Raw genomic sequence first — 23,482 nt, forward strand, 5'->3', positions numbered from 1 at the left:
ATGAATGAATACTGTTTTGGTTAAACAGCCTTGTTTAAAAGAGCGCGGGTGAAGTTTAAATCTGGCGGTATTCGGGTCGGTATCTGTACCTTGTAAATATTATCGAGACACCGATAATAGTTGAGTCAATACAACTCAAGGAATGAGTCATGTCACACTTTCCGCTGCGCCTTTTCGATACCTTGTGCAGGGCGCCCGTGTTCGAAATCCTTCCCTGTCTTCTGCCCGTCCCCCGGCTCCCCGGCGGCTGTGGGGCAGGGCTCGGAACCCTTGATCGTTGACCTGAGCCGGGATCGAGCTGTTCCCGTGGCACAGGGTATTGGCTTTTCATCGACGGCGGAACGTCGTGGAAAGTTCGGATGTTATGGCTGGACTGAGTATTTCAGGTGTCGACGTTATGAGTTCCATTCACGAACAAGCGATGAACTATGTTTATCAACAAGTGCTGCAGCGGTTGTTGAGTTATTTCAATCGGGCCGAGAGAACGGCACTGCAATTATTGATTCAACGCCTGATCGTTGCCGCCGGTGGTATCGAGCAGATTGGCAACTATCGCGTTTTGGTGGCGTTCGGGGGTGGTAAGGACAGTGCCTATACCGTGGCGTTGCTCCGGGCCGCGCAATTGAGTATCGCGGGGCGCTCGCCCGCCACGTTCAAGTTGCGGGTCGTCAATATGCGCCACGCGGGCATGACGTCCGCGGTCATGGCCAACATTCACCGCTGTTATTCGGCGTTGTTTCTTCACGACGACCCCCGCGTGGAGTTGCTGGTCGTCGATCATCGGTACGTCCAGGCATTCGAGCCCGATTTGCCCTTTTCGGCGGCCGGACGTGAGCAGAACCGATCCGACATGCTGCTCGGTGGGCACCTGACGGCGGGCGATGCCCGGACCACCTTTTGCAACGCGTGTTACCTGAGCATGGCCGAGTGCCTGGGGCGGGCGGCGAATTGGGGAGACGGCGTCAGCGCCGTCGTCAATGGCGAGACCCTCAAAGAACAAAAGCAATACGCCACATGGATCGCGCGCTTGAGCGGGCGCAGCAGCCAAAACGTGGAGCGCTGGAACCCTCTCGGTTTCAGCCAGGCCATCAGCGCCATCGACCGTATCGGCCGCGTGTATTACCGCGAGCTGTATGGCGAGGAGTCGATGCCCATGGATTTCATGCTGAAGGCGCCAGAATTTGCGCACGTGAACAGGGGACCTGCATTTTTGCCCGTCGCGGATCTGATCGGTTTCAAGACGGAAGAGCATTGGGCGTTGCTCACGGATTTCCTGGGGTTCCGTTTCGACGATCTGGCGTTCAGTTTCAGCGAATCCGATTGCGCGAACCCTTTGCTCATGGCCCATATGCGCGGGCTCATGGCGCAATTCGTTCAAGGCCGGGAGTACGCCGAGGGCATTGCCGAATACCTAGTGCTCGGCGCCGAAATGATGCGCCGCAAACGCATGCCCAAGCGCCTCATTCAGCAAGCGCTGGCGGCCTACGACGAACCGGAAAAAGTCGACCTGCGACGCAACCTGGCGGACGGTTACGCGCAAGAAGCGTTCGGCCTTAATGAGGCTCAACTGGTGTGCTTGTTGTTCGCACCCTTTGTCGACGAGGGTGCGCAGCTGGAAGTGTTTTTGCGGGCTTGTCATCCCGGCATGCTGGTGGCGCAGGCCGATCTGCACCGGGCGTTGTCGGGTCAGCCGGCGCCCGATCAAGTGGTGCAGTGGCTGGTGGACGTCAGCGGCTTGAGCCTGCAAGGCCTGCAAAACCTCTATGCGCGGTCACGCGTGGACTTTGGCGACAAACACTCAATCATCGCCCGCGTACGCGCGAGCGACCCTGACAAGGCTTGGGTGACGACCGTCGACCCTGGCACGGGCGAACCGGCAGTGGAACGGGTTTCCGGCCGCTGACAGGGGCGTCGCAGGGCGTGAGCGACCTGCTGCGCGGCTGCATTTTTTATCATTGACCCTGCGTTTTACGCATGGATGGGGTGTGTCCGATGAATAACGACAAGACCGATTTTGCTTACCAGATGGTGTACCGCTACCTGTCGCGGCTGACCCACGAATTGCCTGAAGGCCCCGCTGTCAAATTGCCGTCCCTGCGACTGCTGGCCCGACGGCTGCGGGTGTCGATTTCAACCGTTCAAAACGCGTATTCGCTGTTGGAGAAGGAAGGGCGGATCTGTTCGGTGCCCAAGTCCGGTTATTACGCGTTGCCTCAGCCCTGCAACGACGTTCACTGCGAGGGAGAAGATTTGCTGGCGCGGTTTCAGGCCGGGACGCGGCGCCCTGACATGTTCGTTTTCGGTGCCGATGAGCCCACGCTGTTGCAGTCGCTGGACGGCCCGTTGCTGAGCGTGGAGCGCGACCTGATGCGGCATTATCCCTGCCAGTCCGACCCACGCTATCAGCCGTTTGGCGACATCGAATTACGCACGGCGCTGGCCGCGTATTACACGTCGTCCACCGAGCACTGCTGGCACCCGGACAACGTTTTTATCGGTCCGGACAAGACCGGCGTGCTCAAGACGGTGCTCAAGGCGCTGCAATTGCGGGATTGCGCGGTATTGGTCGAGTCGCCGTGTGGCTGGAATATCCTGCGCACGCTGCAGTCGTTTGGCGTTCGAGTGATCGAGCTGTGTACGGATGCTGACGGTGTCATTGATCCCGATGAGCTGGAAGGCTTATTGCGCCACAGCGAGGTAAAAATGGCGGTGTTGTCGTCGCGAATGGACACCGTGCGCGGTCGGATCATGGCGCTGGAACAGCGGCAACGGTTGGCCGAGGTGCTGAATCGGCACGGCGTCTGGGTGCTGGAAAACGACAGCCAGGGCGGGCTGTGCTTCGACGAGCAATTCACGCCGTTGCGGGATTTGATCGATCCGGAAAAGCTGTTGATCGTCGGGGCCTTCGACAAGACCATTGGCCTGGAGGCGCCGTTCGGCTACCTGCTGACCCGCCATTCCCGCGCCTTGTGGCACCGCCAGCTGTTGCTGCGCTCGTTTCGCCTGCCACCGATTCGACAGAAAGCCATCGCCCGCCTGTACAACTCGGGCCAACTGGACAAACACCTGCACGCCTTACGCCTGTGTTTGCAGCAGCGGGTGGAGCATTTGGGGCTGATGATCGATGACTTCCTGGGAGACGACGTCACCTTCGAACGGCCTCAGGGCGGCGCGACGATTTGGCTGGAAAGCAAGCATCGCGTGGACATGGGGCGGGTGTTCGAGCGGCTGTTGGAACAACGCATCGTCATCGCCCCCGGCGAGCTGTTCAGCGTGCGCGGGTTGCATCAACAAAGCCTGTGCCTGAGCGGCGCGGCGGACTGGACCCAGAACATCGAATCGATGCTCGTGCATGTCAGGAATGCGCTGATGCAGGAACGGTTGGGGTAGGGCATTCGTAGCGTACGTTCAGGATCGCGGCGGTGCTCTGGTCAAGGACGCCGCCGATCCATTTCCGTTTGCCAGACCCACCGCGCACCTGCTATCTGTATGCCCGTCCAGTATTCAGACTGCCTGTTGCCATCCTCCTGTGACCGCCATCCTCTCCCTCGAACCCGCTGTTGATGCCGCCCCGGATGCATCGCCGTCCGCGCCTGTGCAGCCAGCGGTCGATCCGCAGCACGGCTATGCCATCGCGGTGCGGGCCTTGTGCGAGTTCACGGCCAAGGTCGGGGACCTCGATCTGCGTTTCACGCCGTCGCCCACGGCCCAAGAGGGGATCGCCGGACATCGCACGGTGGCGTCCCGTCGCGGGGTTGATTATCAAGCCGAAGTCTCCCTGTCCGGCGCCTACCAGGAATTGAACGTCCGGGGCCGGGCCGACGGCTATGACGCGGCGCTCAATCAGCTGGAAGAGGTGAAGACCTACCGCGGCGACCTCGACAAGATGCCCGCCAATCACCGGCAGCTGCACTGGGCCCAGGCCAAAGTCTACGGCTGGTTGATTTGCCAGCAGTTGAAGCTGGCCGAAGTGAACGTCACGCTGGTGTATTTCAACATCATCAACGAGCAGGAAACCCTGATTCGCGAACGGCACAGCGCTGATGAACTCAAGGCCTTCTTCGAGGCGCAGTGTCAGATTTTTCTGCACTGGGCACGTCAGGAAATGGCCCATGTTCAAACGCGAAACGACGTGCTGACCGATCTGAAATTTCCTCACGGTGCGTTCCGAGCGGGCCAGCGGGTGTTGGCGGAGTCGGTGTACAAGGCCGTCAGCACCGGGCGTTGCCTGATGGCGCAGGCGCCGACCGGCATTGGCAAGACGATCGGCACGGTGTTCCCGATGCTCAAGGCGACGCCGACCCAAAAGCTCGACAAGGTGTTCTTTCTTACCGCCAAGACCCCGGGCCGCAAATTGGCGCTGGATGCCTTGAGTGTGATCGGCCGCAGCGCCCCCGAGCTGGATTTGCGTGTGCTGGAAATGGTCGCGCGGGACAAGGCCTGCGAATTCCCCGCCAACGCCTGCAACGGGGATTCCTGCCCATTGGCCAGAGGGTTTTACGACCGCTTGCCCGCCGCACGCAGCGAGGCTGTGGCCCACCGCTGGCTGGATCAGGCCGGGTTGCGTGAAGTGGCCTTGCGGCACGACGTCTGTCCTTATTATCTGAGCCAGGAAATGGCGCGCTGGTCGGACGTGGTGATCGCCGACTACAACTATTACTTCGACCTCAGCGCCTTGCTGTTCGGGTTGTGCCAGTTCAATCAGTGGCGCGTCGCGGTGCTGGTGGACGAGGCGCACAACATGGTCGAGCGTGCACGGCAGATGTACAGCGCGAGCCTCGACCAATTCGTTTTGAATCAAGTCCGGCAGCGCGCGCCGGAGGCCCTGAAAAAATCCCTGCAACGGCTAAACCGCGAGTGGAACGCGCTGCACAAGGACCAGGTCGCGCCGTACCAAGCCTATTCCGCGACCCCTGGCAAATTCCTCGCGGCGCTCAATCTGTGTGTCGCCGCGTTCGGTGATTATTTCAACGATCATCCCCACGCGGCCAACGGCGAACTGCAAAGCTTCTATTTCGAGGCGATCCAGTTCGGACGGATTGCCGAACTGTTCGGTGAGCATTACCTGTTCGACATCAGCAAGCGCGAGGCGAGGGGCAACAAGGCGCTGTCGAAACTGACCCTGCGCAACGTCGTGCCTGCCGAATTCATTCGCCCGCGCCTCACCGCCGCCCGCAGCACGGTGCTGTTCTCGGCCACGCTCAACCCCCGGCATTTTTACCGCGACCTGCTGGGTCTGCCGGAGAACACGGCGTGGATCGATGTCGAGTCGCCGTTTCAAAAGGCGCAACTGGACGTGCACATCGTCAGCCGCATTTCGACCCGCTACACCCATCGACAGGCGTCGCTGGCGCCCATCGTGGCGCTGATGGCCGAGCAATTCCAGGCGCGCCCCGGCAACTACCTCGCATTCTTCAGCAGCTTCGACTACCTGCAACAGGTGGCGGAATTGATGCGCGCCAGCCACCCCGACGTGCCCCTGTGGCAGCAGTCGCGGGGCATGGTCGAAACTGATCGGCAGGCATTCCTCGATCGTTTCACCCCTGAGAGCCAGGGCATTGGCTTCGCGGTGCTGGGCGGCGCGTTTGGTGAAGGGATCGATTTGCCGGGGGCGCGGCTGATTGGCGCGTTCATCGCGACGCTGGGGCTGGCGCAGATCAACCCGGTCAACGAACAGCTCAAGCAGCGGATGAGCCTGTTGTTCGGTGCCGGTTACGACTACACCTATCTCTACCCCGGCCTGCAGAAAGTGGTGCAGGCGGCAGGGCGGGTGATTCGCGGTCAGGATGATCGTGGGGTAGTGATGCTGATCGACGACCGTTTTGCCGAGCGCAAGATTCAGCAGTTGTTGCCTGCCTGGTGGCAGCTGTAGGTCGGCCCGTGCAATTGTCTCAAGCGGTTACGGATCGATAGCCGAGCAAGGCGGTCCAACTGCCAGTAAACTGCCGCGTTACCGGCATTTTTATCTGTTGCGCCGCCTCTTTTTTCTTCTTCTCACGTTTTCCATCCACGGAGGTTTCCCATGAGCATCAGTCCATTCGCAGGCAAACAGGCGCCTGCGGAATTGCTGGTCGATCTTCCTCGTCTGGTGACGGCCTATTACACCGGCCAGCCGGACGCCTCGGTTCCTACCCAACGGGTTTCCTTCGGCACGTCCGGTCACCGTGGCAGCTCGTTCGACCTGAGCTTCAACGAGTGGCACGTGTTGGCAATCAGTCAGGCCATCTGCCTGTATCGCCAGGCCAACGGCATCGATGGCCCGCTGTTTCTCGGCGCCGACACCCATGCGCTGTCCACCCCGGCAGCCGCCTCGGCGCTGGAAGTGCTGGCCGCCAACGGCGTCAACGTGATGATTTCCGAAGGCGACGAATACACGCCCACTCCGGCGGTGTCCCACGCGATCATCTGTTACAACAAGGGCCGCACGTCGGGCCTTGCTGACGGCATCGTCATCACGCCGTCGCACAACCCGCCGGAAAGCGGCGGCTTTAAATACAACCCTACCAATGGCGGCCCGGCCGATTCGCACATCACCAAGTGGATCGAAACCAAGGCCAACGAGCTGCTCGCCGAGAAGATCATCGGCGTCACCCGCATCACGCTGGAAAAGGCCTTGCGTGCGGACACCACCCACCGTCACGACTACGTGAACACTTACGTCGCCGACCTGAAGAACGTCATCGACATGGACGCCATCCGTGGCGCGAATCTGCATCTGGGCGTTGACCCGCTGGGTGGCGCGGGCGTGCGTTACTGGTCGGCCATTGGTGAGCATTACGGCCTGAATCTGGAGGTGGTGAACAAATTCGTCGACCCGACCTTCCGCTTCATGAGCGTCGACTGGGACGGCAAGATCCGCATGGACCCGTCGTCCAATTTCGCGATGCAGAGCCTGATCGGTCTGAAAGATCGCTTCCAGGTAGCGTTCGCCTGCGACCCGGACCACGACCGTCACGGCATCGTCACCCCGACCGGTGGTCTGTTGGCGCCGAACAATTACCTGGCGGTGTCCATCGATTACCTGTTCCAGAACCGTCCTGAGTGGCGCGCTGACGCGGCGGTCGGCAAGACTGTGGTCAGCAGCGGCATGATCGACCGCGTGACCCAGCGTCTGGGCCGTCGTTTGTACGAAGTGCCGGTGGGCTTCAAGTTTTTCGCCGAGGGGCTGTATGAAGGCTCGCTGGGTTTCGGCGGCGAAGAAAGCGCGGGGGCGTCTTTCCTCCGTCGTGACGGCAGCGTCTGGACCACCGACAAGGACGGCCTGATCCCGGCGCTGTTGGCGGCGGAAATCCGTGCCCGCAAAGGCCGCGACCCGAGCGAGATGTACAAAGCGCTGACCGATGAATTGGGCGAGCCTGTTTCCACCCGCGTCGAGGCCAAGGCGAACTTCGAGCAGAAGGCGCTGTTGAGCAAGCTGTCGCCGGAGCAGGTGACGTCGACCGAGCTGGCAGGGGAGAAGATCGAGCAGATTCTCAGCAAGGCACCGGGCAATGACCAGGCAATCGGCGGCTTGAAAGTGATGACCGAAAACGGCTGGTTCGCCGCGCGGCCTTCCGGGACCGAGGACATCTACAAGATCTACGCCGAAAGCTTCAAGGGTGAGGACCACCTGAAACGCCTGGTGGCCGAAGCGCAGGTGCTGGTGGATTCGGCGATTGCGCCGAAGTAGCTCCGGATCGTAATACAACCGCTTTGGCAGGAGCTTGTGGCGCGATCCGCGCTTTTGATTCTGCCCTCCGGGCAGAAACAGAATGTGCAGACCTAAGGGTTGCGGGCAAATCCAGTGATGAATTACCCGTAAGCCCTCAGGCATGAAAACGCCCCGGTTCCTCACGAAACCGGGGCGTTTGCATTTCAGGGCTTTACGCCACATCCACCAGCACAATCTCGCTGTCTTCAATGGCCGTCACACGCAGCACGCGTTCTTGCTCGACGGCCACGCCATCCCGGGCTTGAGCACGCAGGCCGTTGACTTCGATGCTGCCGGTCGCAGGGACCAGGTACGCACGGCGGCCTTCATCCAGCGCATATTCCGCGGTTTCACCCGCTTTCAGGTTCGCCGCCACCAACCGCGCATTCGCCCGAATCCGCAGCTCGATGTCATCGTCCGCCTTGCCGCTGGCCAACGTCACGAAGCCCTCGCGGTTGCCTTTCGGGAACGGTTTGGCGCCCCAGGACGGCGGAGCCCCGACTTCATCCGGCATGATCCAGATCTGGAAAATCCGCGTCTCTTTCGACTCCAGGTTGTATTCGCTGTGGGCCACGCCGGTCCCGGCGCTCATCACCTGCACGTCACCGGCTTCGGTACGTCCACGGTTGCCCAGGCTGTCTTCGTGGGTGATCGCGCCTTCACGGACGTAGGTGATGATTTCCATGTCGCGGTGTGGGTGGCGTGGGAAGCCAGTGCCGGCTTCGATCACGTCATCGTTCCAGACCCGCAGTTGCCCCCAGCTCATGCGGGCTGGGTCATAGTAGTTGGCGAACGAGAAGTGGTGATGCGCGTTCAGCCAGCCGTGGTCGGCGCCGCCGAGGGATGTGAAAGGTCTCAGTTGCAGCATGATCAGTTCCTCCGTTAGCAGGGCCGGGCCGTTCAAAGGGGGCACCGCTGTTAGTCGATGGAGCAATGATCCGTCAAAGTCATATCGATAAAAAGCGTAAGTTTTGCGTAATAACGATCAGATAATTCGATATTAAACGAAAGCCAAATGTTGCCTTTTACCTGCACTTGATCGGCTAACCTCATGACCGCAAAGCATTTCGCTGGAGCTTCATGACGAATGGGGCGACCATAGGCGCCTATTCGCCAACGTAAATAGCTGGAGCCCGCGTGTCGCACGATTTCCCCGACGAGCCACCCCACGAACTGCCTCCCGACCTGACCATTCCCGACCGCCTGCCGTTCTTCAAACGCCTGCTGGCCCGCCTGATCGGTGGCAGCCTGTCACGTCTTGAAGCGCAGCACGTGCCCTCCTGGAAACAGGGGCACGCCGACGGCTTTCTCAATGGCCACGCCGAGGGCATGAACGAGGGTTACGCGGAAGGGCATCTGGACGGCATCGAGGAAGGGCGACGCGTCTTGGTGATTCGCGACACGCGGCCGTTGGAACATCGCGGGCCAAGGGTGGACGATCACCTGTTCGATGACTGGCGCCTGCCACTGACCAACGAGCTGAAAAAGCGCATCAAGGCCGATGTCGCCGAAAAGCTGCCCCCTCACGCCCAGCCCACCGCCGCGCAATGGAAGATGATCTTCAGCGACACGCCGTCCACCTACGTCATCGCGGGCGCCGGGGCCGGCAAGTCGACCTCGCTGGTGCTGCGGGTGCTGTTGCTGCATTACTACCTGGGCTTCGAACTGGACGCCATGACCGTGGTGACCTTCACCCGCGAGTCGCGGAAAGATTTCATCAACAAACTGATCGAAGTCATGGGCCTGTGGGGTCACGACCTGTCTCTACGCCAGGCTCGCGACGTCGTTCGCACCTTCCACTCGCGCATCCTGCCGCTGGTGCGCAGCCTGCCAGGGTTCGAACAGGTGCAGGCGTTCGAGAACCTCAGCAGCCAGAGCGCGGACCTGTTCGGCAAACGGCTGGACGACGGCGAGGACAGCAACCCGTTTGACCTGCGTATCAATGACGCGCAACGGCAGCAGATGAACCTGTGCTACCGCGACCTGTACGCTGCGAATCCGCGTTTTCGTGAGGTTATGGCGCCGCTGTACCGGCATTCGTTGCAGCTCAAAGAGATGGACCGGGACCACCCCGATGTGCAGAAACGCATCACGGTCATGGGGCTTTCGTCAAAGCGCGACGAAGAATTGTGCGACATCATCGAGGACCTGTGGATTCGCAAGGGCGCATGGCCGATTCAGGGCGTCGAGCCGATGCGTCAGACCGTGGAAGTCAGCGGTCTGACCTTTCATGTGCATGGCTACGCGGCCGAGCTGGACGCGTGGATCGTGCTGGGCTTCGACCCGAGCGAGGACCAGCACTTGCGGCGGCCCGACGCCAAGCTGCCCGTGTGGGCGGAGTGGGTGATCAAGCGCACGCTGTTCCAGGCGTTTTGCCGCAAACCCGTCATCTGGCTGGAGAACTATGACGCGTCGCGGGGCATGATGCAGTCGCTGTCTGGCGCAGCGGTGGCGGGTCCGGGTTTCGAGTACAAGGTCAAAGGGGAACTGAGCGCGGCGCCGTTGCTGGACTGTTTCGTTGCGGCGGCGGGCTTTATCGAGAACCTGGGGTTGGACGTGCCGGACGCCGTGTCGCAGATGAGCTTTTCCAGTGAAGACCCGGACCGGTTCTTTTTCGAGGCCTTGAGCCTGTTCTGGAAAGCCTTCGAAGACCACCTGCTGGAACAGACCCCGCCGGTGATGACCTACAACCGCATGTTCTCGCTGTTCGGCGAGAAAACGCCCGAGAACCTGAAGCTGGTGAGCGATGACGGGTTACGTCCGCTGTCGCACCTGATGATCGACGAATTCCAGGACGTGTCACCGCAGATTGTGTCGTGGATTCGCGCCTGCCTGCGGGAAGTCCGCAGTCGAGGCGTCACGCTGCACGGCGGCCGGGGTGCGCAGCGCTCGTCGCTGTTGTGCGTGGGCGACGACTGGCAGTCGATTTACGGCTGGCGTGGCAGCTCGCCGAAGTTCTTCATGGAATTTCCCAAGGAGTTTTCCTCGCCGTCGACCACCAAGGTCATGCTCAGCGACAACTTCCGCAGCCACCAGCACATCATTGATGCGGCTGAGCACATCGTCCGCGCCGCGCCCGCCATCAGTGGCAAGAAGGCCAGGGCGAGTGGGGCAGAGCAGACGCTGATGCCGGTCACCGTACTGGACCGCGACGACGACCAACTGGTCGCCAGCCTGATCGAACACTACAACGCCGGTGATTCCGTCCTGCTGCTGTACCGCAAGGGCAGCGAGCGGGCGAAGTTGCCGGAGGCGTTGCAAGCGGTGGTTAACGCCGATTACGCGTTGCCGCCTCAAGAGCGCCGTCTCAAGCAACTGACCTATCACAGCTCCAAGGGCTTGCAGGCCGACGCGGTGTTCCTGCTCGGGGATTGCCAGCACCTGACCCAGTCGCCTTACAAGAATCAGGTGTATCAGTTGGCGGGGCTGGGCCGGGAAGGGGATCTGGAGGCGTTCGACAACGCGCAAAAAGACGAGGTCCTGCGCCTGGCCTATGTGGCGATCACCCGGGCGGTCCGGCATTGCTATTGGTTTATCGACGCGGCGGGCAACGACGAGACGGCCACGTCCAGGGCGTCGACGCGGATTGCCGGGGATAAGACGTTTTTTGAAGATCGACGGGGAAGTGTTGCGACGGACGCGTCACGCGAATCCCTCTAACGGATTCCAGCTTCGCCACGACGTTTGAGGCCGAACGCTGATTCAACTGTGGGAGCGAATCGATTCGCGAATGAATTCGCGCCCACAGATGTAATCCCGAGATGTTCGGGAATGTGTTCAAGCCTGATGCAGATAAAGCGTCTGCTGCGGCACGAAGGTTTCGAGCTCAAGCTCGATGGCTTCGATGATGCGTTCCACGTCCATCGCGTTCATCACCGTTGCGCAGGGTATCCCGGCAATGGCGATCACCGTTTCACCGCTGGCTCGGTCGAAGAGGCGCGCGACCATGCTGCTGGGTGCATCCATGTTGGCTTCGAAGCCGACCGGATGAAAATGCCAGCGCATCAGCTGGCAGGCGTTGGGGAACGTGACTTTATTCATGGGACCCACCTCGTTCAATCGAGCAATGCCAAAGCTCCGCAGGGCAGGAAAAACAGGGTCTGGCGTCCGGCTTCGAAGAACGTCGCAGCTCGTGTGCCGGAGCACCTCGCTGCTTTGTCGTGTTCCGCGTTGATCGAGGGCAGGATTCACAGATCAGAAGTCAGGTAAAGGTAGCACCGACTTCTTACAGTGATGAGAAAAAAATCCTACATCGTTTGAATCTTTACGCTTCTTTGATTCAGCTCATGTTTCGTTATAGCTTTTTGGAATTTTCGCCAAGTCTAAATAAATATTCAGATATAAGGCTTATGGACACCATCTTTTTGAGCTGTTCGGACGTGATGTTCTCAATAAGAGCAACTTAATTGGCGTCAATAAAACTTTAAACACTGCCTAAGCAGCGTCTGTGTAAAGTTTATTTAACATATGATGGCCATCCTTTTTAGTTTTGGATCCTGCTTCAGACTCGGTGTAAAAATATTTTAAAGATGACTGAATAAATGTTGGCCCGGTGCCGATAGAAGATTAGGGGCACTGAAAACACCACGAAGCATTTCGTCCGTCACCGTTTGAGTCAAGACTGTGAAGTTCCGAATGCCGGATCGTCGCATGGATGCACTTCGCCGCACTTTAAAGAGAGACATCCCATGTCGATAAGAAACATGAACATCGCGCCACGCGCATTCCTGGGGTTCGCATTCATTGCGGTTCTGGTGGTCGGACTGGGCTTTTTTTCCCTTAATCGCATGGCCGTGATCCGGCAGGCGACGACTGACATGGAATCCAACCAACTGCCGAGCGTGGGCTATCTGGGCAACATGCTGGAAAACACCCTGCGCCTGCGCATCACCTCGTTCCGCACGCTGGTCAACCGTGAACCCGCAGCGCTTCGCGAAACCGATGGCCGTATTGCTGAACTTATCGGCAAGTTGCAAGAGGCGAAAAAGAACTACGCAGCGTTGCCCGCCGAAGGTGAGGAGTTGTCGGTATACCGGCAGTTCGACGCCACGCTGACCACTTTTCTTGACGTGCAGAACCAGGTGTTAGAGCTGTCGCGTCAGGACAAGATGGAAGACATGCGCAACTTGATCAACACGCGCATGAAAGACGCTACGGATTTGATGGGGGTGCAGATCAACCAACTTATCGCCATCAATAAAGCAGGGGCTGCTGCAGCCGCAGTGGTGTCAAAAGAACAGTATGAAGGTGCCAATGTCGGGATTATTTCCGTGTCTGTGGCAGCGGTGTTATTGACTGTCCTGCTCGCCTGGCTGCTGACCAAAAGTATCGTCAACCCGCTGTCCAGAGCGGTTCGAGTGGCTGAAGAGATTGCCGGTGGCGACTTGACCCGTCCGATCGAGATTGACGGCAAGGACGAACCGGCGCAGCTGTTGAAAGCCTTGGGCACCATGCAGCAGAACCTGCGCAAAACCATTGAATTGATCTCAGGCTCGGCCACCCAGCTGGCGTCGGCGGCGGAAGAGCTGAGTGCGGTCACCGAGGAGTCTTCGCGCGGCCTGCAACAGCAGAACAACGAGATCGAGCAAGCCGCCACGGCGGTGAACGAAATGACGGCGGCGGTAGAGGAAGTGGCGCGCAATGCAGTGTCCACGTCCGAAGCGTCCCAGCAGTCGAACCAGACGGCGCGTCAGGGCCGTGATCGCGTGGTTGAGACCGTCAAGTCGATTCAGGACATGACCCAGCAGATTCAGGCAACCACGGGTCTCGTCGAAGGCTTGGCAGAGCAGGGCCGTGACATCGGCAAAGTGCTTGACGTGATCCGTTCAATCGCCGAGCAGACCAACTTGCTGGCACTCAACGCCGCCATCGAAGCGGCGCGGGCCGGGGAGGCGGGACGCGGGTTTGCGGTGGTGGCGGACGAAGTGCGGGCGTTGGCCCATCGCACGGCGCAATCGACCACGGAAATCGAACAGATGGTGGCCGGGATTCAGTCCAGGACCGGCGACGCAGTGCAGTCGATGTCCCGCAACACCGACAGCACCCGCAGCACCTTGAGCCTGGCGAGTTCGGCGGGGGATGCGTTGGAACTCATTACCGAAGCCATCAGCCAGATCAACGAACGCAATCTGGTCATCGCCAGTGCCTCGGAAGAACAGGCGCAAGTGTCGCGGGAAGTGGACCGCAACCTGGTGAACATCCGCGATCTGGCGGCACAGACAGCGGCGGGTGCCAACCAGACCAGCGCGGCCAGCCACGAGCTGTCGCGTCTGGCGGTAGATCTGAAAGCGATGGTGACCCGGTTTGTGATCTGAAGCAGCATTCTGTGGGAATCGGCCCGTATCAAGCCGGCTCCCACAAGGTTGCGTTTGGTTTATGGATGCGCCGCTGCAGGACGAACGGGTGGCTCACTGCGCACCGGCTTGACGCTGTTATCGGGTTTCAGCAGCAACGTCAGCACCACCGACACCAGCAACGCGCCGCTCATGAACAGGTAGGACGCGCTCAACGTGCCGGTCGCGCCGTTCAAATACCCCACCAGATACGAACCGGCGAACGATCCGAGGGCTCCGAGGCTGTTGATCAGGGCCATGGCGCCGCCTGCGACGTTGGCCGGGAGGATTTCCGGAACAATGGCGAAGAACGGGCCATACGGCGCGTACATGCAAGCCCCGGCAATCACCAGCAGCGAATACGACCACCAGAAATGCTCGGTGCCCAGCGCGTAGGAGCCGTAGAACGCGATGGCAGCCAGTAGCAGGGGCGGCCAAACGAACAGTTTGCGTTTCTGGGTCTTGTCCGACGCCCACGAGACCACGACCATGCCGATCACCGCCGCCAGATAAGGCAGGGCCGACAGCCAGCCGGCCTCGACCATGTCCATCTGCATGCCTTTCTTGATGATCGTCGGCAGCCACAGCACGAAGCCGTACACGCCGATGCTCCAGCAGAAATACTGCGCCGCCAGCAACAGGACTTTCGGCGAGCGGAAGGCCTCGGCGTAGTTCTTCACCGGCTTGATGCCCACCTGCTCGGCGTCCAGACGCGCTTGCAGTTCGTTCTTTTCCTCAGCGGTCAGCCACTTGGCCTGGGTCGGACGTTCGTCCACCAGACGCCACCAGATGAACGCCCAGATCACCGCAGGCAAGCCCTCGACGATAAACATCCAGCGCCAGCTGAAATGTGCCACCAGATAACCCGACACCACCGACATCCACAGCATGGTCACCGGGTTGCCAAGGATCAGCACGGTGTTGGCCCGCGAGCGCTCGGCCTTGGTGAACCAGTAACAGAGGTACACCAGCATGGCGGGCATGACCGCCGCTTCTACCACGCCGAGCATGAAGCGGATGCCGATCAGCATGTAGGCGTTGGAGACGATGCCGGTCAGGGTTGCCAGGCCACCCCAGAGAATCAGGCTGACGAAGATGAGCTTCTTCACGCTCTTCTTTTGCGCGTAGATCGCCCCCGGCACTTGAAAGAAGAAGTAACCGAGGAAGAACAGCGCCCCCAGCAACGACGACATGCCGGGGGTGATGTGCAGGTCTTCGGCCATGCCCGAGGCGGCGGCGAAACCATAGTTGGCGCGGTCCAGATAGGCGAGGCTGTAGGTGATGAACACGATCGGCATGATCAGCAGCCAGCGGCGTTTGAGGCCTGCGTGTTTCACGGTGTCGAGTAGCTTTTCCATGTCAAGCTCCCTGAGGGTGTTGTTCTTGTCGCAGCAGGTGATGGGAATGGCGGTTCGGGTAAAAACGGGTGTCACGCGGTCTGTCGTCGTGGTGCGTTTGTTGATTCGGCTGTTGATTCGGCGGCTTGCAGGGCGGCGCGAGTCGGCAGGCCCTCCATGTCGCCTCGGCTCTGCACGGCCTGGGCGCCGATCCAGTTGCCCCGCGCGGTGGCCTGAGCGAAGTCGAGGTTTTCCAGCAACGCGCTGATCACCCCGACCGCGAAGCCATCGCCAGCGCCCACGGTGTCGATCACTTGAGGCACCGGCACGCCGGGCACGAAGGCCTGACCCAGTTGGGTCCGGTAGTAAGCGCCTTTCGCGCCCAGTTTGATCACCACCGCTTCCACACCCTTGTCGAGATAGAACTGCGCGATGTCCGCCGGGGTGTCGCGACCGGTCAGCAACTCGCCTTCGGCCAGTCCGGGCATGACCCAGTCGGCAAGGCTGGCAAGGTGATTGACCTCACGGATCATCTCGGCCTGACTCGACCACAGCGACGGCCGCAGGTTGGGGTCGAACGACACGCTGCGACCCGACTCACGCATCTGGATCATCAGCGTCTGCGAGAGTTCGCGGCAGGTGGCCGACAACGCCGCCGGGATGCCCGTGGCGTGCAGGTGCCGCGCCTTCAACAGTGTCGGAACGATGTCGTTGACGGACAGGTGACTGGCCGCCGAGCCCCGACGGAAATACTCGACCACCGGGTCGGCGCCTTCCTGCTCCAGCGACTTGAACTGAAAGCCCGTGGGGTGGGCCGGATCGACGGTGACGTGGCGGCAATCGACGCCTTCCTGTCGCAGGCTCTCGATGACGAACCGGCCCATCGAATCATTGCCCACCCGGCTCAGCCACGCGACATTAAAGCCCAGACGCGACAGGCCGATGGCGACGTTGCTGTCGGCGCCCGCGATGCGTTTTTCGAAGTGGCGGACAGCGGCCAGATCGCCGGTCTGTTCGGCCACGAGCATGGTCATGGTTTCGCCGAAGGAAAGGATATCGATCTCAGACATGGCTCATGGCCTCCGACGACGTGTGCGTGTGGCGCTGGCCCAATTGGGCAAGGGCATCGACTTGGGTGCGGGTGACGTCCAGCAGATCGTTGCCTTGCAGCGGGTATTCGACCGCACGGGGCAGGCCGAGGGGCATGTGCTTGAGCAATTGCTCCCAGAGGTGCAAGTCAGTCTGGCGCGGCGGCACGGCGATCAGCTTGCCGGCTGTGTTGCGGGACACCGCCTTGCAATGCACGTATTCGACGTAACGGCCCAATTGTTGCGCTGCGGCGCTGGCCGATTGCGCCTGCCACAGCCAGTTGCCGATGTCGAAAGTCATGCCAATGGGCATTTGCAGGGCGTCGATCCGGGCGAAGAACTGGACGAGGGGGTCCAGGCGGCCGCCTTGCGGGGTCTGGTCGTTTTCCACCAGCAGGTGCACGTCGTAACGGGCGAGGCGATCGGCCAGGGCAGCGATGTCGCTGTCTTCGGTCAGGTGGCCCAACGAGACTTTCAGCCACGGCGCGCCACAGGCCGTCGCCCGTTGCAGGGTTGGTTCCAGCTCGGGATTGGGCGCGTTTTGGCCATCGAGCCACAGCTCCAGCGGCGCCGAATACAGACACTCCAGCCCTTGCGAGCGAATGGCTTCGCCCAACGCGACGAGGTCTTCGCGGCCTGTGAACAGCTCTTCGCGAAGCTCCATGCGGGTCACGCCAGCCTCGACCAGCAGTGGGATAAAACTGGCCTGACCGCGTTCACGAACGACATCGGCACCGAAGGCGCCCAGGCTGATGGCAACGGGGAATCGGTTCATTATTGTTATCCTCTGAAACCGGTTTCATTTTTGTTCGAGCGAAGGCGCCCGAAGAAAGTTCTTCAAACGGACAGGCGGGTGGCCTGCCTTATAAAGGAAGAGGGTCAGGATCGCTGTCGGGTCGAACCGCGCACGATCAGTTGCGCCGGAAAGTCGTACAGCCGCACTGGCTCCTGGTCCCCCCGCAGACGATTGAGCAGGCACTCGAACGCCGTCACGCCGATGTCGTGGGTCGGTTGGGCGAGGGAGGTGATGCCGCTGCCGACGAGGGGGTACCAGTCCAGCTCGTCGAGAGCGATCAGGCCGATGTCGTCGAACAGGTGGCAGCCCAATGCGTGCAACTGACGGGTCGTGCTCAGGGTTGCGACGCCGTTGCCGGTGAACAAGGCTTTGGGGCCGTGCCCCTGATCATCGAGAAAGGCGCGCAGGTGATCGCGCAGGGCAGGGCCAGTTTCACAGACCTGGCCACGCAAGCCGCTGCGTTGGGCAAGGCCCGTCTTGAACGCGTCGACCCGTTCGACACGCGAACTGGTGCCGTCCTGAGGTTCGGTAATCATCAGGATGTCGCGATAGCCGGTGTGGTGCAGGTGATCCAGCGCCTGCGTGACGGCATCGACGTTGTTGAGCCCGACCAGATCGCTTTCCAGTTGGTCGACCTTGCGGTCCACCAGCACCATCGGCAATTCACTGTGCAACTCGCGCAATTCGTCCAGATGATGGCCGAGGGTGTTCACGATCAGCCCTTCGATGTTGTACGAGCGCAGGGCAGCAAGGTGCAGGCGCTCCTGTTCATCGTCGCGGTCGGTGTTGCACACCACCAGGCTGTAACCGTGCTTGCGGCAGGCCGTTTCGACACCGTGCATGACGGCAATGGAATAGGGGTTGCGGATGTCGGCCACCAGCATGCCGATCAGGCGAGTGCGCCCGCGTTTCAAACCGCGGGCCATCTGGTTGGGGCGATAACCGAGGGTGTCGATGGCGTGTTGAATGCGCCGGGCAATGGCCTCGGACAGCAATTGCCGGTCATCGCCAATGAAGCGCGAGACGCTGGCCTTGGAAACGCCCGCCATGTCGGCGACGTCATTCATGGTGACGCGGGCACGCGTCGGTGTCGGAATACTGTTCACGGCCTGACCCTTATTAGATTTATCAGCAGGCTTTTATTGTCGAGCGTGTGAGGCTCTGAAACCGGTTTCAGGAAACACCAAAGCGAGGGGTGTCGTCAACTCGGGATCGGATGAAAGGTGGGCTTCGACGTCGTGATCACGCCGATATCTGCTTTTGATTCTGGCCGAAGGCCGTAGGAGCTGGCTTGCCTGCGATCTGTTGCGAAGCGACAGCGAGGCCGGTGGACGCGGTGTATCAGACATTACGCGTTGCCGGGTTTTACGACAGCTGCGCAGCCGTTCGTAGGCAAGCCAACTCCTACGCCCTTCGGGCAGAAGCGATACCGCGTTCAGCCATTCCCCTTGAACGTATCCCGCCACGCCAGAAACCGCTTCTCCAGCATCGCCAACACGCCATCGCTGATCTTGCCCAGCAGCGCCAGCACGATAATTGCCGCCAGCACGATGTCAGGCCGTGACGTCTCGCGCCCATCGCTGAGCAGATAGCCCAAGCCCTTGGTTGCCGCGATCAGTTCGGCGGCCACCAGAAACATCCACGCCAGGCTCAACCCCGAGCGCAGCCCGGTGAACAGGCCGGGCAGGGCAGCGGGGAGAAACAGGTGAAGAATCATCTGCCACTGGCTGAAACGATACATCTTGCCGACTTCCACCAGTTTGCGATCGATCCCGCGAATCGCCGCGACGCCGTTGAGGTACACCGGAAAAAACGCGCCGATGGCGATCAGCACGATTTTCGAGGTCTCGCCGATGCCCAGCCACAGCAGCAATAGCGGCACCCACGCCAGGCTCGGGATCGAGCGCAAACCCGCGAACGTGGGTTCCAGATAGGCTTCGGCCTCCCGACTCAACCCGACCCACGCGGCAAACAGCAGGGCCAGGCCCGCGCCGATGCCGAACCCGCTCAATACCCGCAGAAGGCTGGCGCTGATGTGTTTCCACAAGGCGCCGTTGGCGAGGTCGGTCAGCGTGGTGAAAATCTCGCTGGGCGCGGGCATCTGGTACGAGTGAACCCAGCCGATGCGAACGACGATTTCCAGCAGCACCAGAATCGCCACCGGCACCACCAGCCCTTTGAGACGCCCGCGCCAGCGGCTGGGCGTGGGCGCGGCGGCGTCAACCGGAGTGTCGGCTTCGGCGTTCAGCGATTCGACGCGGGAGCTGCTCATGGCTTGGCGACGACGGCTTTGCCGAAGGTCGGGTCAATCAACTGATCGATGACCTGATCGACATTCGTGCCTTTGCGCACCAGTTCTTCCGACACCAGAATCGGCGCGGCGGCTTTGGAGGCGGTCACGTCTTTATCGGTCAATTGCGGGCTGCTGATGTCGGTACGGGTCAGTTGCAGCTTGGCGACGTCCAGTGGCAGGCCGGATTCGGTGGCCAGCAATTTCGCCAGCTCTTCCGGATTTTTCAGCGACCATTCTCGGGCCTGCTCGTAGGCGCTCAACACGGTCTTGATCGCCTCCGGATGCTCTTTGGCGTACGTCTCGGTCACGCTGACCACGCCGTAGCTGTTGAAGTCCTTGTTGCGATACAGCAGGCGCGAACCCGCCTGAATTTCGCTGGCGGCCATGTGCGGATCGAGACCCGCCCACGCGTCGACGTCGCCTTTTTCCAGCGCAATGCGGCCGTCCGGGTGTTGCAGGTGCAGCAGCTCCACGTCGTCTTTGGTCAGCTTCGCCTGTTGCAGCGCGCGCAAGGTGAATAGGTACGGGTCGGTGCCTTTGGTGGCGGCGATTTTCTTGCCTTTGAGGTCGGCGACGGTTTTAAGCGTCGAATCCTTGCGCACCACCAGCGCGGTCCACTCGGCGCGGCTGTAGACGTAGACCGATTTGATCGGGCTGCCGTTGGCACGGGCCAACACAGCGGACAGGCTGGCCGACGAGGCGAAATCAACGCCACCGCTGTTCAAATATTCCAGCGAGCGGTTGCTGCCCTGGCTGAACACCCAACTGACCTTGGTGTTCGGCAGGGCTTTCTCCAGCCAGCCGAAATGTTTGAGCACCAGGCTTACCGGCGAGTAGTAGGCGTAATCCAGATGCACCTCGGCCGGCGGCGCTTCGGCGGCTTGGGCGAAGGGTTGCAGGGTCAGTGCCAAGGCACCGGCCAGGAGTTTCAGGGAAGTGGGCAGGCGAGGGAACGCGGTCATGATCAAGTCCAGTCGAAGGGTTTGAAGCTGCACGGGGCTGCTTATGTCGAAAACGGCAGTCAGCGCGAGTCAGCCTGCGTAAATGGAATAATGCAGGCTCTGTGCCATGAATTCATGTGCGGGCCAGCGCGGGGCGACGGGGAGCAAGAGGGCGTAGATGCAGTTGCTCCATCAACAGTCTGCTGAAGCGGTGTTGCCCAAGAAACACTGCGTGAAATATCTGCATTAAACAGTTGTCAGTCTTCGGCGTGATCTGCATGCTGGCTTTTTTCAATTGTGTTACAGGACTTTTCTGCGCATGTCTGTCCCTGCCCGAGATGCCGATGCTGCGTCACGCCGTTCGGCGACCGTTCTCAGCCTGTGCCTGCCCAGCGATGTCCTGTTGTACCTGCTGATGCCCATGAACGCCGACGCCTTTGGCATCAGCCTCGCCGAAGCGGGGGTGCTGCTGGCGGCCAACAGGCTGGTGCGGATCTTCGGCTATGGCTACGTCGTGCGCTTCTACGCACAGCGCGGCGACCGGGCGGCGCTGACCTTGGCCTCACTGGTGTCGATGGTCTGCGCCGTCGGCAACTCGGTCATCACCGGTTTCTGGTGGCTGCTGATTCTGCGGCTGGGCTGGGGATTGGCGTACGCAGCGTTGAACCTGTCCACCCAAGCCCTCGCGACCTCCGAACCCGCCGGCGCGGCCCGCCGGTCGGGCACTTCACGCGCGATCATTGCCATCGGCCCGATGCTGGCGCTGCCCCTCGGTGCATTGGTGAGCATGTATTTCGGTCCCCGCGTGATCTTCCTGATACTCGCCTTCTTCTCCCTCATCGGTCTCTTCATCGCCCGAGGGCTGCCAAGCGTCCCTCACGCAATGCCGACGGCGGGCGGGCGTCGCTTCAAGGCGCCGGACAGCGTGGCCATGTGGTCCTTCATCGAAGGCGTCGCGCTGGACGGGCTGTTCATCTTCGGCCTGTCGTTGCAGGCGCAATCGGTGCTGGGCGGCAACGCGGTGTTCATCGCCGGGGTGCTGCTGGCGTTGCGTTACGTCTCGGAAATGCTCCTGAGTCCTTTGGGTGGTCGCGCCGCCGCGAGTTACGGGGCTGTGCGCATGCTCGTGGTGTTCTCGGCGCTAACGACCCTGGCGTTGACGGCCTTCGGCTTTCACTGGCTCATCATCGGTGCGGGCGGTGTGCTGATCTTGCGTGCGCTGCAATTGCCGCTGGTCACCACGTTGGTGGCTGAACGCAATCCGGGGGTAGGGCGCGTGCAGGCGCTGGCCGGAAATGCGGTCTGGCGTGACGTCGGTGCGGGCGTCGGGCCTTTGCTGGCCGGGGTGTTGCTGCCCATCGCCTCGCCGTCTTGGGTCTACAGCCTGGCGGGGTTGGCGGTGGTGGTCAGCGCCGTGGTGTGCAGCCGATATCGGGTTCGCGAAGTACCCGCATGAAGGGATTTCGAAACATCCTATTACATACCGTTCAGCGATTGGTCCGGTAAATCAGAGGCTTGCATGCAACCTCTGAGGTCATTTCCTATCAGATGGTCATTCTTCATACGGACATAAAGCTTCGTTAGCCTGCATTCGCTAGCGAAATGCCAGTTCACAGGGACGTTGCTCAGGGCGCTCAGCCCTTCACGCATCACAAGAATCCAGGCCATCATGACCTTTTTCAAAACCCCGGTTACCTCGTCAGCCCTGCAACGCATCGCCTATTTCTTGCTGCCGATCCTGCTGATCTGCTCGGCGGTGTTCTGGTTTACCGTCGGCAGGGGCGTCCACGCAGAATCGAAGAACGGCACCCAGACGCTGGTGTTCCTGCGCCACGCGGAAAAGCCTGACATGGGCCTTGGCCAATTGAACTGCCAGGGGCTGAATCGTGCCATCGACCTCTCTACTGTATTGCCAGATACCTTCGGCAAAGCGGACTTCATCTTCGCCGCCAACCCCAGCCGTCACGTCGAAGAAGGCGAGGGTGATCATTCCTACAGCTACTTGCGCCCTTTGATGACGGTCGGTCCGAGCGCGATCAAACTCGGGCTGCCCATCAACATCGACTTCGCCGCCAACGACACCAGCGACCTCGCCGATGAGCTGATGCGCGATAAATACCACGACGCCACCATCTACACCGCCTGGTCCCACGGCTACCTGCCCGAACTGATCAACAAAGTCGCCGAAGAGGCCTCCGGCCAGGACCTCAAACTCGTCAAGGACTGGATGGGCGACGACTTTGACTCCGTCCTGGTGCTGACCCTGAAGTGGAACAACGGCAAGGCGACGTTGCAGTATGAGAACTACAAGCAGAACCTGAATGACGGCGCGGTGGGGTGCCCGACGTGAAGTTCCTGTCGCGAATCTGACCGCAAGATCTGGATGGTCCTCATCGCACACCCGGTTACTATGGGCGCAGTGCGAAAGACGAGGAGCCTTCCATGAACTTCACTTATCGCTTCATCGATTCCCCCGTCGGCCAGTTGAAACTGGTGGCCAAGGGTGCGGCGTTGGCCGCGATTCTTTGGGAAAACGACCGCCCTAATCGCGTCCTGCTGGGGCCCATGACCGAAGCCCCCCACAGCGAAATCCTTGATCAGGCCGAACAGCAACTGGCGGAATATTTCGCGGGAACGCGTAACCGTTTCGACCTGCCGCTGGATCTTCACGGCACTGATTTCCAGAAAAAAGTCTGGCACGCCTTGCTGGCGATTCCGTTCGGCGAGACCCGCAGCTACCTGCAAATCGCCATCGAAATCGGCAACCCCGCTGCCGTGCGTGCGGTCGGGGCGGCCAATGGCAAGAACCCGATTTCTATCGTTGCGCCGTGCCATCGGGTGATCGGCAGTTCTGGCGCGCTCACCGGATTTGCCGGTGGCCTGGCGGCCAAAGAGCTGTTGCTGACCCTTGAAGGCGGGATGCCGAAATCCTCGAAAAAGAACCGCGACGAGATGGCCTCCGCCCAAGCATCGCTGTTCTAGACTCAAGCGCCCTTCAACAGTGT

General features: G+C 60.8%; 17 protein-coding genes and 1 pseudogene. 10 read left to right on the forward strand and 8 right to left on the reverse strand.

What is annotated here, in order from left to right; all coding sequences use genetic code 11:
* The first annotated feature begins 397 nt into the window (after positions 1–397).
* The 4 genes from ACIQAL_RS15875 (at position 398) to pgm (ending at position 7,669) form a co-directional block, all read left to right on the forward strand.
* The gene (locus ACIQAL_RS15875; RefSeq protein ID WP_401146985.1) at positions 398–1,903 is read left to right on the forward strand and encodes a hypothetical protein; all 1,506 of its coding nucleotides are present in this window, start codon (positions 398–400) and stop codon (positions 1,901–1,903) included.
* 89 nt (positions 1,904–1,992) lie between these two features.
* On the forward strand, positions 1,993–3,390 hold the full coding sequence (locus tag ACIQAL_RS15880) for a PLP-dependent aminotransferase family protein (protein ID WP_401146986.1): 1,398 nt from the start codon (positions 1,993–1,995) through the stop codon (positions 3,388–3,390).
* A gap of 205 nt (positions 3,391–3,595) precedes the next feature.
* Positions 3,596–5,872 (forward strand): ATP-dependent DNA helicase, encoded by a 2,277-nt coding sequence (locus ACIQAL_RS15885; RefSeq protein ID WP_401147150.1) that lies wholly within the window; start codon positions 3,596–3,598, stop codon positions 5,870–5,872.
* A gap of 150 nt (positions 5,873–6,022) precedes the next feature.
* Positions 6,023–7,669, forward strand: coding sequence for a phosphoglucomutase (alpha-D-glucose-1,6-bisphosphate-dependent) (pgm, locus tag ACIQAL_RS15890; protein ID WP_401146988.1), 1,647 nt, complete (start codon positions 6,023–6,025; stop codon positions 7,667–7,669).
* Positions 7,670–7,862: 193 nt separating this feature from the next.
* Here pgm and ACIQAL_RS15895 read toward each other — a convergent pair whose 3' ends face one another.
* The gene (locus tag ACIQAL_RS15895) at positions 7,863–8,558 is read right to left on the reverse strand and encodes a pirin family protein (protein ID WP_401146990.1); all 696 of its coding nucleotides are present in this window, start codon (positions 8,556–8,558) and stop codon (positions 7,863–7,865) included.
* A gap of 269 nt (positions 8,559–8,827) precedes the next feature.
* Here ACIQAL_RS15895 and ACIQAL_RS15900 point away from each other — a divergent pair, with 269 nt between their 5' ends.
* Positions 8,828–11,350: a UvrD-helicase domain-containing protein gene (locus ACIQAL_RS15900; RefSeq protein WP_401146992.1), complete on the forward strand. Its 2,523-nt coding sequence runs from the start codon at positions 8,828–8,830 to the stop codon at positions 11,348–11,350.
* Positions 11,351–11,467: 117 nt separating this feature from the next.
* Here ACIQAL_RS15900 and ACIQAL_RS15905 read toward each other — a convergent pair whose 3' ends face one another.
* Positions 11,468–11,749 carry a DUF1652 domain-containing protein gene (locus tag ACIQAL_RS15905; protein WP_401147152.1) on the reverse strand — a complete coding sequence of 94 codons (282 nt, stop codon included), beginning with the start codon at positions 11,747–11,749 and terminating at the stop codon, positions 11,468–11,470.
* A gap of 644 nt (positions 11,750–12,393) precedes the next feature.
* On the opposite strand from ACIQAL_RS15905, the pseudogene ACIQAL_RS15910 reads away from it, so the two are divergent.
* Together ACIQAL_RS15910 and ACIQAL_RS15915 are read left to right on the forward strand one after the other, a co-directional pair.
* Positions 12,394–13,146, forward strand: a pseudogene (locus tag ACIQAL_RS15910) (MCP four helix bundle domain-containing protein); the annotation flags it as partial.
* Positions 13,141–14,004: a methyl-accepting chemotaxis protein gene (locus tag ACIQAL_RS15915; RefSeq protein WP_371928613.1), complete on the forward strand. Its 864-nt coding sequence runs from the start codon at positions 13,141–13,143 to the stop codon at positions 14,002–14,004. The pseudogene ACIQAL_RS15910 and the gene ACIQAL_RS15915, both read left to right, overlap by 6 nt.
* Positions 14,005–14,063: 59 nt before the next feature.
* Here the strand turns inward: ACIQAL_RS15915 and ACIQAL_RS15920 are convergent, their stop codons facing one another.
* The 6 genes from ACIQAL_RS15920 to ACIQAL_RS15945 form a co-directional block, all read right to left on the reverse strand.
* A complete protein-coding gene (locus ACIQAL_RS15920) occupies positions 14,064–15,380 on the reverse strand; it encodes an MFS transporter (RefSeq protein WP_401146995.1) in 1,317 nt (438 codons plus the stop codon).
* 71 nt (positions 15,381–15,451) lie between these two features.
* Complete coding sequence (locus ACIQAL_RS15925) at positions 15,452–16,429, reverse strand: sugar kinase (protein ID WP_401146997.1); 978 nt, start codon at positions 16,427–16,429, stop codon at positions 15,452–15,454.
* Positions 16,422–17,222, reverse strand: a complete 801-nt coding sequence (locus ACIQAL_RS15930; protein ID WP_401147000.1) for a sugar phosphate isomerase/epimerase family protein — start codon at positions 17,220–17,222, stop codon at positions 16,422–16,424. Before ACIQAL_RS15930 ends, ACIQAL_RS15925 begins: the two co-directional genes overlap by 8 nt.
* A gap of 104 nt (positions 17,223–17,326) precedes the next feature.
* Positions 17,327–18,310, reverse strand: a complete 984-nt coding sequence (locus ACIQAL_RS15935; RefSeq protein WP_401147156.1) for a LacI family DNA-binding transcriptional regulator — start codon at positions 18,308–18,310, stop codon at positions 17,327–17,329.
* A gap of 368 nt (positions 18,311–18,678) precedes the next feature.
* Positions 18,679–19,515: an ABC transporter permease gene (locus ACIQAL_RS15940; protein WP_401147002.1), complete on the reverse strand. Its 837-nt coding sequence runs from the start codon at positions 19,513–19,515 to the stop codon at positions 18,679–18,681.
* The gene (locus ACIQAL_RS15945; protein ID WP_341964417.1) at positions 19,512–20,498 is read right to left on the reverse strand and encodes an aliphatic sulfonate ABC transporter substrate-binding protein; all 987 of its coding nucleotides are present in this window, start codon (positions 20,496–20,498) and stop codon (positions 19,512–19,514) included. Before ACIQAL_RS15945 ends, ACIQAL_RS15940 begins: the two co-directional genes overlap by 4 nt.
* Before the next feature lie 298 nt (positions 20,499–20,796).
* Between ACIQAL_RS15945 and ACIQAL_RS15950 the strand changes: the two genes are divergently transcribed.
* From ACIQAL_RS15950 to ACIQAL_RS15960, 3 genes are all read left to right on the forward strand, one after another.
* On the forward strand, positions 20,797–21,933 hold the full coding sequence (locus ACIQAL_RS15950) for an MFS transporter (RefSeq protein ID WP_401147005.1): 1,137 nt from the start codon (positions 20,797–20,799) through the stop codon (positions 21,931–21,933).
* A gap of 213 nt (positions 21,934–22,146) precedes the next feature.
* The gene (locus tag ACIQAL_RS15955) at positions 22,147–22,827 is read left to right on the forward strand and encodes a hypothetical protein (RefSeq protein ID WP_401147007.1); all 681 of its coding nucleotides are present in this window, start codon (positions 22,147–22,149) and stop codon (positions 22,825–22,827) included.
* Positions 22,828–22,919: 92 nt separating this feature from the next.
* Positions 22,920–23,459 carry a methylated-DNA--[protein]-cysteine S-methyltransferase gene (locus ACIQAL_RS15960; RefSeq protein WP_401147009.1) on the forward strand — a complete coding sequence of 180 codons (540 nt, stop codon included), beginning with the start codon at positions 22,920–22,922 and terminating at the stop codon, positions 23,457–23,459.
* The last annotated feature ends 23 nt before the right edge of the window (positions 23,460–23,482 follow it).

It is taken from the genome of Pseudomonas sp. NPDC088368, from assembly GCF_044753445.1.
Lineage (GTDB): Bacteria > Pseudomonadota > Gammaproteobacteria > Pseudomonadales > Pseudomonadaceae > Aquipseudomonas > Aquipseudomonas bambusae.

Coding starts and splice junctions, on each gene's coding strand:
- ACIQAL_RS15875 (WP_401146985.1), top strand. CDS start 398: ATGAGTTCCATTCACGAACAAGCGATGAACTATGTTTATCAACAAGTG.
- ACIQAL_RS15880 (WP_401146986.1), top strand. CDS start 1,993: ATGAATAACGACAAGACCGATTTTGCTTACCAGATGGTGTACCGCTAC.
- pgm (WP_401146988.1), top strand. CDS start 6,023: ATGAGCATCAGTCCATTCGCAGGCAAACAGGCGCCTGCGGAATTGCTG.
- ACIQAL_RS15895 (WP_401146990.1), bottom strand. CDS start 8,558: ATGCTGCAACTGAGACCTTTCACATCCCTCGGCGGCGCCGACCACGGC.
- ACIQAL_RS15915 (WP_371928613.1), top strand. CDS start 13,141: ATGCAGCAGAACCTGCGCAAAACCATTGAATTGATCTCAGGCTCGGCC.
- ACIQAL_RS15920 (WP_401146995.1), bottom strand. CDS start 15,380: ATGGAAAAGCTACTCGACACCGTGAAACACGCAGGCCTCAAACGCCGC.
- ACIQAL_RS15925 (WP_401146997.1), bottom strand. CDS start 16,429: ATGTCTGAGATCGATATCCTTTCCTTCGGCGAAACCATGACCATGCTC.
- ACIQAL_RS15930 (WP_401147000.1), bottom strand. CDS start 17,222: ATGAACCGATTCCCCGTTGCCATCAGCCTGGGCGCCTTCGGTGCCGAT.
- ACIQAL_RS15935 (WP_401147156.1), bottom strand. CDS start 18,310: ATGAATGACGTCGCCGACATGGCGGGCGTTTCCAAGGCCAGCGTCTCG.
- ACIQAL_RS15940 (WP_401147002.1), bottom strand. CDS start 19,515: ATGAGCAGCTCCCGCGTCGAATCGCTGAACGCCGAAGCCGACACTCCG.
- ACIQAL_RS15945 (WP_341964417.1), bottom strand. CDS start 20,498: ATGACCGCGTTCCCTCGCCTGCCCACTTCCCTGAAACTCCTGGCCGGT.
- ACIQAL_RS15950 (WP_401147005.1), top strand. CDS start 20,797: ATGTCTGTCCCTGCCCGAGATGCCGATGCTGCGTCACGCCGTTCGGCG.
- ACIQAL_RS15955 (WP_401147007.1), top strand. CDS start 22,147: ATGACCTTTTTCAAAACCCCGGTTACCTCGTCAGCCCTGCAACGCATC.
- ACIQAL_RS15960 (WP_401147009.1), top strand. CDS start 22,920: ATGAACTTCACTTATCGCTTCATCGATTCCCCCGTCGGCCAGTTGAAA.